Source organism: Micromonospora sp. NPDC006766 (genome assembly GCF_040636055.1).
In the GTDB taxonomy this organism is placed as follows: domain Bacteria; phylum Actinomycetota; class Actinomycetes; order Mycobacteriales; family Micromonosporaceae; genus Micromonospora.
Map to the genome: position 1 here is coordinate 116,005 of NZ_JBEYIX010000002.1, position 11,735 is coordinate 127,739.

Sequence of the window (11,735 nt, forward strand, 5' to 3'; positions counted from 1 at the left end):
CGGCCTACGCTGCGCCTGTGACGAACGAGAGGATCGCACTGTCCGTGGGCGCCGGGCCGCGCCAGCGCGCCTTCGCCGTGGTCGGGGGCGTCGTGTTCACCGGGTTCGGTGCGGTCTTCGTGCTCCTGCCGATGATCGCCGACCGCCTACTGGCCCGGCTGACCGGCTACGGCGACCCGTTCCCGTCGTACGAGGAGGCGCGGGACCTGCCGCCCGGCATGCTGCCGCCGGCTCTGCACGACACGGCCGTGCCGGAGTCGTTCCGGCTCGTCGGGTTGTGTGGCCTTCCGTTCGTGCTGCTCGGGCTCTATCTGCTGCTGCGGGTGCTGCGCACCGCCGCCTGGCTGGAGGGGACTCGGGCCTCCGTGCGCGGCGCGTTCGGTGTCCGCACCGTCGACCTGGCCACCGCCGACATCCACGGCGGCACGGTCGTCTACCGGGCCGGCGGGGACGCGGTGGTGCGGGTGCCGACGGTCATCGCCCGCGACCGGGACACCGGCCGCCGGGCGACCATCCCGTTGCAGGGCATGGGGCTGGCCACGCTGCCGCCGTACGAGTTGCGGGCGCTCGCCGACGCGATGACCGCGGGCCGGCCGAACAACGGCCGGGACGCCGACGCGCACCTCCTCGCCGGCCGGTTGCGCGAGATGGCCGACGATCCGCTGGGCCGATAGGGGCGCCTGCGCCGATTGGTGCAGATGGGGCGAATGAGCTGCCCGCCGGGCCTGGACAGCCCGGGCCGTACGGGTTCACCATCGCGGTGAGCGCAGCAGTGCGGGAGGTGCCCATGGCCACCGGTCCGGTCCAGCAGCCGTCCACCGTTGCCGCGACGGCCCGCCCGCCCGCCGCGCGCCAGCCCCGGCCCAACTTCCTCGGCGACGTGCACGCCCTCGCCCGGGTGCTCGCCGCGTCGACCGGGGAGCCGAGCTGGCGGGAGCGGCTGATGCGCCACCTCGGCCCGGTCCGGCAGGGTTTCGCCGAACACGTCCGGGTCACCGAGGGCCCCACCGGCCTCTACGCCGCGCTGCTGCACGAGGCGCCCCGGCTGGATCGCGGGGTGCGGCTGCTGCACCGCGAGCACGCCGGCATCGCTGCGGCGATCGCCGCTCTGCAGCGGGCGGCTGCCCTGCCCGGCGTCTCGGCCGAGGAACTGCGGGAGGGGGTCGGACGCCTGCTGAGCGCCCTCGACCGGCACCGGCAGCGCGGTGCCGACCTGCTGTGGGAGGCGTACCAGGCCGACCTGGGCGGGGAGAACTGACCCGGCCCAGCCCCCTCACAGGATCCGGGGCAGCTCGGTGCTGATCGGCGCCGGCAGCACGGTCGGCCGGTCGGCGGCCAGCGCGGCGGCGAGCGCCTCCCCGAGCCGGTCCAGCGGGTCCACCACGGCCGACGCGCAGCCGTAGCCGTGCGCGATCGCGGCGATGTCCAGGCCGGGCAGGTCCAGCGCGGGCACCCCCGGCGTGTGCTTCAGCTCGGCGAACGCTTTGAGGATCGCGTACTGCTGGTTGGCCGGGACCACGACGGCGAGCGGCAGGCGCAGCTGCGCGCCGGTCCACAGCGCCTGCACCGAGTAGTGGAACGAGCCGTCGCCGATCACCGCCACCACCGGCCGGCCGCGCCCGGTGTCCCGCTCGGCCAGGGCGATCCCGACCGCCGCCGGCAGGCCGAAGCCGAGGCCGCCGCTGGCCATTGTGAAGTACGAGCGGGGTCGGCTGATCCGCAGCCGGCGGCGCAGCGCGGCCAGGTTGGATGGTGACTCCTGCACCAGCACCCCGTCGGCCGGCCAGTGCCGGGCCAGCTCGGCGAAGAGCGCGTCGGCGCTCGGCGGGCTGGTGGCCTCGGGCGTTTCCGGCTGCGCGCGGTTGGGTGGTGCCGGCCGGGCCGTGGGCGACAGCAGCTCCACCAGGCTCGCGAGGGTCAGCCCGGCATCGCCGAGCAGGCTTTCCCCGACCGGGGCGCGGGCCGCCTCCTCCGGGTCGTCGGTGACGTGCAGCAGCCGCGCCTCGGCCGGCAAATAGTCGCCGGGGACGTGCGGGTAGTAGCGGAATACCGGGGCACCGACCACCAGCACGGTGTCGTGTCCGCGCAGCGATTCGGCGAGCGGGTCGATCGCGTACGGCAGGACGCCCCGGAACTGCGGGTGGTCCTCGGGGAAGACGGCCCGTTCCGGCGCCGGCGCGGCCCAGACCGGGGCGGCCAGCCGCTCGGCCAGTGCCACGGCCGCCGCCCAGGCGTCGGCCCGGTCCACCGCCGCGCCGAGCACCAGCACCGGGGCGCGGCTGGCCGCGAGGGTGGCGGCGAAGCCGCGCAACCGGTCCGGGTCGGGGGCGAACCGGGTGGCCACTGTGCGTACCTGCGGGGGCGGGTCGGTGGGCTCGCCCCAGTCGTCCATGGGTAGGGAGAGAAAGACCGGCCCGGCCGGGGGTTGGACCGCCGTGGCGTACGCCCGCATGAAAGCGGCCGGGATGTCCTGCGCGCGGGTCGGCTCGTGGGCCCACTTGACGTACGGCTGCGTCAGCTCGGCCGCCCGGCGGCTGGCCAGTCGAGGCTCGAGCAGCAGCATCTGCCGGGACTGCTGGCCGGCGGTGACGATCAGCGGGGTCTTGTTGTGCCAGGCGGTGACCAGGTTGCCCATGCCGTTGCCGGTGCCCGGCGCGGTGTGCAGGTTGACGTGCGCGGGGCGGCCGGTGGCCTGGGCGTACCCGTCGGCCATGCTCATCGCCGACGCCTCCTGCAGCGCGTGCACGTAGCGGAAGTCGGCCGGGAAGTCTCGCAGGAAGGGTTCCTCGGTGGAGCCGGGGTTGCCGAAGACGGTGGTCAGGCCCAGGTCGCGGAGCAGGTCGTACGTCGTGTCGCGGACCGTCGCCATCAGCCGAATCTATCGGGCATCAGCCGACTTTTCGGGCGCTTCCCGGGCTTCCCGGGCTTCGTGGACCTGGCGGCGGGTGGTCAGGGCAGCTGGAAGGGCAGCTTGATCCCGTCGAGCGCGTGCCCACACGGGCAGGCCCGCTCGGCGGGCAGCGCGGCGACCGCGTCCAGCAGCACCCCGCGTAGCCGGTCGGTGTTCTCCGCGAAGACCCGGAAGACCTCTTCCTGAGTGACCGACTCGCCGGCCTCGACCCCCGCGTCCAGGTCGGTGACCAGCGCGATCGAGGTGTAGCAGAGAGCCAGCTCGCGGGCGAGCACCGCCTCCGGGTGGCCGGTCATGTTGACCACCGTGCCGCCGATCGAGGCGAACCAGCGCGACTCGGCCCGGGTGGAGAAGCGGGGCCCCTCGGCCACCACCACCGTCCCGCCGTCCACCGCCGGCACGGCACGCCCGGCCGCCGCGTCGAGCAGGGTCCGCCGCCCGATCGGGCAGTACGGGTCGGCGAACGGGACGTGCACCGCGCCCTGGTCGTAGTAGGTCTGAGTGCGCCCGCTGGTGCGGTCGATGAGCTGGTCCGGCACCACGAACGTGCCCGGGCCCAGCTCCGGCCGCAGCCCGCCCACCGCGCAGGGGGCGAACACCTGGCGTACGCCGAGCGACCGCAGCGCCCACAGGTTCGCCCGGTACGGGATCAGGTGCGGCGGGTAGCGGTGGTCGCGTCCGTGCCGGGGCAGGAACGCCACCCGCCGGCCGCCCACCTCGGCGATGGTGACCGCGTCCGACGGCGGCCCGTACGGCGTGTCCAACACATGCTCGGTGGCGCCGTCGAGCAGGGCGTACAGGCCCGACCCGCCGATCACCGCCAGTTCGGCCGTGGGGCCCATCCCGGTCCTCCTTCGATCCTGTTGCGATCACCTGCCATTTAGACCTTAGTCAGTGGGCCGGCCGCAAGCTATCGTGCGTGGCATGGCGTTGACAGCGTGGCTGGTCGACGGCGTCGGATCGGCAACACCGGCGTGCGGCTGACGGGTGTCGGACATGCAGGGTGACGGACAGACGGTCGGTGGCCGAGCCATGGAGTCGATGACCGGGCGGCTGCTGGTGGCGACTCCGGCGTTGAAGGATCCGAACTTCGACCGTACGGTCGTGCTGCTGGTCGCCCACGAGCCCGGCGGCGCGCTCGGCGTGGTGCTGAACCGGCCCACCGAGGTGCCGGTATCCGACGTTCTGGGTGACTGGAGCGATCTGGCCCGTGACCCGGCGGTGCTCTTCGAGGGCGGCCCCGTGCAACCCGACTCGGCCATCTGCCTGGCCCGGATGCGCCATCCCATCAAGCCGGTGAAGGGCTTCCACCGGGTCACCGGTGCGGTGGGCACCATCGACCTTTCGGTCGACCCTGAGCGGCTGCGGGACGCGATCGGTGGGATCCGGGTCTTCGCCGGCTACTCCGGTTGGGGCACCGGTCAGGTGGAGCGCGAAATCGAGGAGGGGTCCTGGTTCGTCCTGGATGCCCTCCCAGGGGACGCCTTCGTCGAACGGCCGGATGATCTCTGGCCGATGGTGCTGCGCCGGCAGGGCGGCATGCTGGCGGCGGTCGCCCACTTCCCGCCGGACGTGGCGTTGAACTGATCGTGTGCAGGGGACCCCGCGATATGACCATGGCGGCTGGCGTGTGTATAGTTCTCTCCGTGCCCGGGCGACCGGGGACGACCGCAAGGGGCCGTGGCGCAGCTGGTAGCGCACCACACTGGCAGTGTGGGGGTCAGGGGTTCGAGTCCCCTCGGCTCCACCCAAGCGAAAAGCCCTGGTGAGGGATCAACCTCACCGGGGCTTTTGCCATTCCACGAAGCGCAGACATGCCTCTGAGGCGATCAGTTGAGGTCCTCGCCGCGACACGCCGGTGTTCGCCCTGGACAATTCGTCGAGCGCGGGGACGGCGGCTCAATCAGCCGACCGGCTGGCGGGCCTTCGCCCGGGATCGGCGTACCACGAGGGCGACTGCGGCGAGCGCCAGGATGGCCAGGCTGCCGACGAGCAGGGCCGCGAGCGGCAGGCCCTTGCTGAGGTCGGCGGGCAGGCCCCAGGCCCCGTTCTCCTGTGGGAAGGTGAGGCGGCCGCTGACCTCGCGTTTGACCCGTCCGCTCTCGAGCTGGAGCCGCACCTGCCACGGACCGTTGGGGAGTTGGTGGTCGAGGACCACCATGACGGCGGCCGTGCCGCCCGGTGTGACGGTGGTGGCGACCTGGGCGGGGACCGGACCGGCGCTCAGGCCGCCCGGCCCGTCCGAGAGCCATGCCTTGCCGGTCAGGTCGAGGGCGCGTTCCCCCGTGTTCCGCACTGTCGCCTTGATGACCGGAAGGCCCTGGTCGGTGCGACCGGGCCGTAACTCGTCGATCTGGAAGTCCGACGGCGGGTCCCCGCCCGGCCCGATGTCGAGGTAGAGGCGGATTCCCACCTGGTGGACCTGCTGTACGGTTCCTCCGCTGCCGGCGCTGGAGACCGAGGCCCAGATTCCGCCGTAGCGCTCCCCTCGGGGCGCGGACGCCGGGATGTCGATGGTGGCCCGTACCGTCGTCTTGCTGTGCGGCCGGGCGTCGAACGAGGGCCGGTCGACCGTGACCCAGGTGGGCAGTTCGTTGGCGTCGCGATCTTCGGCGGGGACGAACTCGTTGTTCTTGACCTCGGCGGCGCCGACGAAGACCGTGATCCGTCGGGTCGTGGACGTGCTGTTGCTCACCTCGAAGCGCCGGACGATCCGGGTGCCCGGGTTGATGTGGTCGACGATGTAGACCATGGCGCGCGGATCGTCGCGTCGGTTCTCGGACACCTCCAGCAGCTGGACGCCGAGCTTGCCGTCCGGCGAGCGTGGGGGCTCGCTCGTGGCACCGGTCCGCGGACCGCCGCCGCCGGCGTATCCAGTGGTGGGTACGCCGACGACGGCGGTGCAGAGGAGAACGGTGAGCACCCCGTGGGTTAGCGAGCGCAGCCGTGTCACGGGCGGCTCAGGTGAGGGTGTGGGTGATCGTGCCGGTGAATGTTCCGGCCACCGCATCGGCGGGGATGCTCACCGTGATCAGCGGGTTCCAGGTCGCCGAGTTGTTACCGGTGCCGTCCGTACCGTGGCTGTAGGCGATCGGGCCGGTGTCAACGGTCTGCCCGGTGGGCGGCGGAGGCGCGGCGCAGCCGGTCTGGCCGGGGGTGAAGGTGCCGCTGCCGGTGGTGGCTGTGGCGGTGCCCGAACAGTAGTAGACGCTGCTGGTCGGGATCGTCGGGCCGCCCGCAGGGTTGGTGAATGTCGTTCCGGTGACGGTGACGGTCCAGGACGGTGTCGCTGATTCGCGGTTGTCGCTGACCGTGACCGAGCCGAGTTGCCCGTACGCGTAGCCGCCCGGCGTGCCGTTGTTGGCGAGCGCGACCGGCGAGTCCGGAACGGTGATCTGGAACGTTCCCGGCGTGAGGGTGAACGTGACTGTGGTCGAGCAGGCGGTGCCGGAGTCGCAGGTGACCGCAGAGGCGGGGGTGGCGACAAGCGCGCCCCCGACCATGGCAGCGGCGCCCACCAGGGCGTATATCCGGGCTTTCTTCATGAGGCTCCCTTTCGTGCCGGTTGGAGGTGTTGCAAGCAGGCTATGACGATATGTCCTGTTTCGTGCTTGTCTTCCGGATTTAGCTCACGCTGTGGATCACCTGGCCGGTGTACACGCCGGAGAGCGCGGTAGCCGGAGTGTTGATGATCAAGGTGGGGTTCCAGGAGGCCTAAATGACGGGATTCCACGCAATTGGCAATGCTTCCCAAGGCACCCGGACCCGGTGTCTGCTCCGAAGCGGAACAGGTGGTGACGGTCGGCGCGCCCTGTCATGGGTTACGGATGAGAGAGTTGGATCGTGCGGGTGGGCATCCTGGGGCCGTTGGAGGTCCGCGACGGCGACCAGATTGTCGAGGTGACCGGTGCGCGCCTGCGCGCGTTGCTGATCCGGCTCGCGCTCGACCCGGGCCGCCCGGTGGGCGTGAGCACCCTGGCCGAGGCGCTCTGGGGCGACACGCCGCCGGCAGACACGGCGAACGCCGTGCAGTCGCTCGTGTCCCGGCTGCGCCGGGCCGTACCCGGGCTCGGTGTGCTGTCCGGCCCGACCGGCTATCGGCTCGACCTCGGCCCCGACGACGTCGACGCCAAAAGGTTCGAGCGGCTCACCCGCGTGGGTCGGGAGGCGTTGCGCGCGGAAGACGCCGGCCAGGCCCTCGCTGCCCTGCGCGACGCGTTGGCGCTCTGGCGCGGCCCGGCGCTGGTCGACGTCGCCGACGCCGCGTACGCGATCGCCGCCGCAGGCCGGCTGGAGGAGCTGCGCCTCACCGCGCAGGAGGACCGCATCGAGGCGGAGCTGCGGATCGGCCACCCCGCGCTGCTCGTCGCCGAGCTCGACGAGCTGACCGCCGCCCACCCGCTGCGGGAACCGCTCGCCGTGCTGCACATGCGCGCGCTGGCCGCCGCCGGCCGGCCCGCCGAGGCGCTCACGGCGTACGAGCGGATCCGCCAGCGGCTCGCCGACGCGCTGGGGGTCGATCCCTCGCCCGAGCTGCGCGCCGCCCACCTCGCCCTGCTCCGTGGCGAGGCCGCGCCGCCGCCGGCCAAGGTTGCCGCGCCACGCGGCAACCTGCGCGCCGCGCTCACCACCTTCGTCGGCCGGGACGAGGATCTGCGTCAGCTCACCAAGCAGCTCGCCGAGCACCGGCTCGTCACGCTCGTCGGGCCGGGCGGCGCCGGCAAGACCCGGTTGGCGGGCGCCGCCGCCGGCATGCTGTCCGACGGCATCGCCGGTGGCGCCTGGCTCGTCGAGCTGGCGTCGATCACCGACCCGGCGGACGTGCCGCGCGCCGTCCTCGACGCGCTCGGCCGCCGCGACCGGGCGCTCGAAACCGCCCGCCCCGCCCCGCGCGACACCATGGGCCGCCTGGTCGACGCGCTGCTCGCCAACGACACCCTGATCGTGCTCGACAACTGCGAGCACGTCATCGACGCCGCCGCCCAGCTCACCGACGAGCTGCTCGGCCGTTGCCCGGGGCTGCGCATCCTGGCCACCTCCCGCGAGCCGCTCGGCATCCTCGGCGAGGCGCTCGACCCGGTGCCGCCGCTGCGGCTTCCGCCGGCCGACGTGACACCGGTCGAGGCGCTGGCCTATCCGTCCGTCCAACTGCTGCGCGACCGGGCCGTGGCCGTGCGCCCCGGCTTCGCGGTGATCGACGGCAACGTCGGGGACGTCGTGGAGATCTGCCGTCGCCTCGACGGCCTGCCGCTCGCCATCGAGCTGGCCGCGGCCCGGCTCCGGACGCTCTCGCCCCGGCAGGTCGCCGCCGGCCTCGACGACCGGTTCCGGCTGCTGACCGGGGGCAGCCGGACGGCACTGCCGTGTCACCGGACGCTGCGCGCGGTCGTCGACTGGAGCTGGGGGCTGCTCACCGACGACGAGCGCCGGCTCATCGAGCGGCTCGCGGTGTTTCCCTCATCGATCACCGCCGACTCGGCGGCCGGCGTCGCCGGCGGTGATGCCGCGTCGTTGCTGGACGCGCTGGTCGACAAGTCGCTGCTGCAGATCGTCGGCGACGGCCGGTTCCGGATGCTGGAGACCATCCGCGAGTACGGTCTGGAACGACTCGCCGAGGTGGGCGGCGTCGCCGCTGCCCGCGCCGCGCACACCGCGTACTTCCTGCACCTGGTGCAGACCGCCGACCCGCACCTGCGCACCGCCGGCCAGTTGCCCTGGCTGCGGCTGCTGGAGGCGGAGCGGGACAACATCGTGGGGGCGCTGCACTTCGCCTGTGACGCCGGTGACGCCGACACCGCGCTGCGCATAGGCGCGGCGCTCGCGCTGCCGTTGGCGATCTGGGGCGACGGCGGCATCGGCGGCGACGTGCTCGCCCGCGCGCTCACGTTGCCCGGGCCCGCCCTGGTGGCCGAGCGCGCCATCGTGGTCGTCATCCGCATGATCACGGAGATGTTCAGCGGCAGCCGCATGCCGGAGGAGCCGGAGGTCGCGGAGCTGACCGCGGCCATCCGCGCGGCGCACGGGTCGACCAACCCGTACGTGGCACTCCTCGAACCGGCCCTGGCGATCTTCACCGACGACACGAGCGCCGGCATCGCCGCGGTCGACCGGGCGCGGGGCCACGCCGACCCGTGGGTCGACGGCACGCTGCTCGCGTTGCGCGGCCAGATCAAGGAGAACGACGGCGACGCCGAGGGCATGTTGCGCGACCTGACCCAGGCCACGAAGGAGCTGCGCGCGGTCGGTGAGCGGTGGAGCCTGTCGGGAGCCCTGACGAGTTACGCCGACGCGCTCACCAAGCGCGGCGACTTCGCGGCGGCGACGGCCGCGCTCGAGGAATCGGTGCGACTCTCGCGCGAGCTCAACCCCGCAGACGAGCCGGGGAACCAGGTGATCTGGCTGGCGGCGATGCGTGCCCGGTCCGGTGATGTGGCGGGGGCCAAGGAGAGCCTGCGCCGGTTCGTCGCCGACCGGGCGACCGACCGGGCCGGCCACGACGTCGCGTTCGGGCTGACGATGCTCGGCGACATAGCCCGGACCGAGGGCTCGCTCGATGAAGCGCGGGAGTGCTTCGCCGAGGCGATGCGACGCGTGGAGGCCGTGCCGATGGGTGCACCGCAGTTCCGCGCGACTCTGCTGACGGCGATGGGGCACCTCGCGCTCGCCGACGGCGACGCGGCGACCGCGCGCCGGTGGGTGGCCGAGGCGGTTGACTGCGGCAAGGCCGCCCACGACATGCCGGTCGTCGCGATCGTCACGGTCGGGTGGGTCGCCATCGCCGCCGCCGAGAGCCGGTACGAGCTGGCCGCGGAGCTGCTCGGCACGTCCGACTCGCTGCGCGGCCGACCCGACCGGTCCAACCTCGACGCGCAGCGGCTCGCCGAGCAGCTGCGCGCGGAGCTGGGCGACGAGGCGTACGCCGCCGCGTACGCCCGGGGGCACGGCCTGAGCCGGGCCGATGCCCTCGCCTTCGTGGGCACCGACCCGGTTCGTTGAGCGGGTGGCTCAGGCGCGGCGGCGGTACGCCCGCACCGCGAGCGGCGCGAACACCGCGATGATCCCCACGGTCCAGAGCAGCGAGTGGGCCACCGGTTTGGCGACCGGGCCGCCGATGATCAGGCCGCGGGCCGCTTCCATCACGTCGGTCACTGGATTGATCTTGACCCACGCCTGCAGCCAGCCGGGCAGCGTGTCCGTCGGGACCATCATGTTGGTGCCGAACGTGAGCGGGAACAACATCAGGAACGACGTGCCCTGCACGGCGCCCGGGCTGCGCATCAGTACGCCCAGCAGCACGCCGATCCAGCTGATGGCGAATGCGAACGCGATCGCCAGCAGGCAGGCCGCGATGGTCGACAGCGGGTTGGTGCCGATCCGGAAGCCGATGGCGTAGCCGAACGCGAACAGCACCACGATCGAGACCACGAACCGGATGAGGTCGCCCACCACCGAGCCGACCAGCGGCGCGGATCGGGCGATCGGCAGGCTACGGAACCGGTCGAAGACGCCCTTCTCGACGTCGGTGTTGAGGCTGACGCCGGTCGCGATCGACGCGAACATCAGGGTCTGCACCATGATCGCCGGCAGCAGGTACTGCAGGTACGCGTGCTGCGAGCCGGAGATCGCGCCGCCGAGCAGATAGACGAAGATCACCACGAACATGACCGGTTGCAGGGTGACGTCGATCAGTTGCTCCGGCGTCCGGATGGTCTTGATCAGGCTGCGGACGGCCAGCGCGAGGCTGTGCCGGACCAGCCCGAAGGGGCGCTTCTGACCGGCGCCGGCCCTCGGGGTGCGGGTCTGCTGCGGCGGCCCGGCCGGTCGGGTCGTCGTGGTCATGCCGCCACCTCCTGACGGTTCTCGGCACCGTGGCCGGTCAACGTGAAGAACACCTCGTCGAGGCTGGGCAGTCGCAGCGCCAGCTCCACCACTCCGATGCCGGCCTCGTCGAGCCGGCGGACCACCGTGGTGAACGTCGCGTCGCTCTCCACCGGCACGGTGAGCAGGCCCGGCTGGGGCAGCTCAGGCTCGTTTCCGGTCGAGGTGCGCAGGATGTCGGCGGCGTCGCCGACCCGGGCGGGGTCGGTCGGCCGGACGACGATCGTCTGGCTGCCGGCGATCCGCTTCAGCTCGGCCGGCGTGCCGTGCGCGATCACCCGGCCGTGGTCGATCACCGAGATCTCGTCGGCCAGCGCGTCGGCCTCTTCCAGGTACTGCGTGGTGAGCAGCACGGTCGCGCCGTCGTCGACCAGCGAGCGGACGACGCCCCACATGTCCTCGCGCTTGGCCGGGTCGAGACCGGTCGTCGGCTCGTCCAGGTAGATCACCTCTGGCCGGCCGACCAGGCTCGCCGCCAGGTCCAGGCGGCGGCGCATGCCCCCGGAGTACGTCTTGGCCGGCCGCCCGGCCGCCTCGGTCAGGTCGAACCAGGCGAGCAGCTCGGCCGCGCGCGCCTTGGCCTCCCGCCGGGTGAGGTCGAGCAGCTGGCCGATCAGCACCAGGTTCTGCGTGCCGGTCAGGTCCTCGTCGACCGAGGCGTACTGCCCGGTCAGCCCGATCAGCCGGCGGACCTGTGCGGCGTCGCGGACCACGTCGTACCCCCCGACCGAGGCGCGTCCCTCGTCGGCGCGCAGCAGCGTGGCGAGGATCCGAACTGCGGTGGTCTTGCCGGCGCCGTTGGGCCCCAGCACACCCAGCACCGTCCCCCGTTTGGCGGCGAGGTCGATCCCGGCCAGCGCGGTCGTCCTGCCGAACCGCTTGACCAGGCCCTCCGCCTCGAATGCGTAGCTCATGGCACTCATGATGGACGGGGCCGCTGTCAGCG

The 11,735-nt window shown here is 72.8% G+C and carries 10 protein-coding genes and 1 tRNA gene; 5 read left to right on the forward strand and 6 right to left on the reverse strand.

Going from position 1 to position 11,735, the window contains the following annotated elements:
• The first annotated feature begins 17 nt into the window (after positions 1 to 17).
• Together ABZ671_RS04245 and ABZ671_RS04250 are read left to right on the forward strand one after the other, a co-directional pair.
• Complete coding sequence (locus ABZ671_RS04245; protein ID WP_357850963.1) at positions 18 to 674, forward strand: hypothetical protein; 657 nt, start codon at positions 18 to 20, stop codon at positions 672 to 674.
• Positions 675 to 787: 113 nt separating this feature from the next.
• Positions 788 to 1,258 (forward strand): hypothetical protein, encoded by a 471-nt coding sequence (locus tag ABZ671_RS04250; protein WP_357850966.1) that lies wholly within the window; start codon positions 788 to 790, stop codon positions 1,256 to 1,258.
• Between the two features lie 15 nt (positions 1,259 to 1,273).
• On the opposite strand, the gene mdlC is transcribed toward ABZ671_RS04250, so the two are convergent.
• Both mdlC and ABZ671_RS04260 read right to left on the reverse strand, forming a co-directional pair.
• Positions 1,274 to 2,869, reverse strand: coding sequence for a benzoylformate decarboxylase (gene mdlC, locus ABZ671_RS04255; RefSeq protein ID WP_357850968.1), 1,596 nt, complete (start codon positions 2,867 to 2,869; stop codon positions 1,274 to 1,276).
• Positions 2,870 to 2,949: 80 nt separating this feature from the next.
• On the reverse strand, positions 2,950 to 3,753 hold the full coding sequence (locus ABZ671_RS04260) for an S-methyl-5'-thioadenosine phosphorylase (protein ID WP_357850971.1): 804 nt from the start codon (positions 3,751 to 3,753) through the stop codon (positions 2,950 to 2,952).
• A 154-nt stretch (positions 3,754 to 3,907) separates the two neighbouring features.
• Here ABZ671_RS04260 and ABZ671_RS04265 point away from each other — a divergent pair, with 154 nt between their 5' ends.
• Positions 3,908 to 4,498, forward strand: a complete 591-nt coding sequence (locus ABZ671_RS04265) for a YqgE/AlgH family protein (protein ID WP_357850975.1) — start codon at positions 3,908 to 3,910, stop codon at positions 4,496 to 4,498.
• 87 nt (positions 4,499 to 4,585) lie between these two features.
• Positions 4,586 to 4,658: transfer RNA gene (locus ABZ671_RS04270), tRNA-Ala, on the forward strand.
• Positions 4,659 to 4,814: 156 nt separating this feature from the next.
• Here the strand turns inward: ABZ671_RS04270 and ABZ671_RS04275 are convergent.
• Both ABZ671_RS04275 and ABZ671_RS04280 read right to left on the reverse strand, forming a co-directional pair.
• Positions 4,815 to 5,864, reverse strand: coding sequence for a hypothetical protein (locus tag ABZ671_RS04275; RefSeq protein ID WP_357850978.1), 1,050 nt, complete (start codon positions 5,862 to 5,864; stop codon positions 4,815 to 4,817).
• A 7-nt stretch (positions 5,865 to 5,871) separates the two neighbouring features.
• On the reverse strand, positions 5,872 to 6,456 hold the full coding sequence (locus ABZ671_RS04280; RefSeq protein ID WP_357850981.1) for a hypothetical protein: 585 nt from the start codon (positions 6,454 to 6,456) through the stop codon (positions 5,872 to 5,874).
• A gap of 298 nt (positions 6,457 to 6,754) precedes the next feature.
• Between ABZ671_RS04280 and ABZ671_RS04285 the strand changes: the two genes are divergently transcribed.
• Complete coding sequence (locus tag ABZ671_RS04285) at positions 6,755 to 9,907, forward strand: BTAD domain-containing putative transcriptional regulator (protein WP_357850984.1); 3,153 nt, start codon at positions 6,755 to 6,757, stop codon at positions 9,905 to 9,907.
• A 9-nt stretch (positions 9,908 to 9,916) separates the two neighbouring features.
• On the opposite strand, the gene ABZ671_RS04290 is transcribed toward ABZ671_RS04285, so the two are convergent.
• Together ABZ671_RS04290 and ABZ671_RS04295 are read right to left on the reverse strand one after the other, a co-directional pair.
• Positions 9,917 to 10,750 (reverse strand): ABC transporter permease, encoded by an 834-nt coding sequence (locus ABZ671_RS04290; protein ID WP_357850987.1) that lies wholly within the window; start codon positions 10,748 to 10,750, stop codon positions 9,917 to 9,919.
• Complete coding sequence (locus ABZ671_RS04295; protein WP_357850990.1) at positions 10,747 to 11,703, reverse strand: ATP-binding cassette domain-containing protein; 957 nt, start codon at positions 11,701 to 11,703, stop codon at positions 10,747 to 10,749. Before ABZ671_RS04295 ends, ABZ671_RS04290 begins: the two co-directional genes overlap by 4 nt.
• Positions 11,704 to 11,735 lie beyond the last annotated feature (32 nt).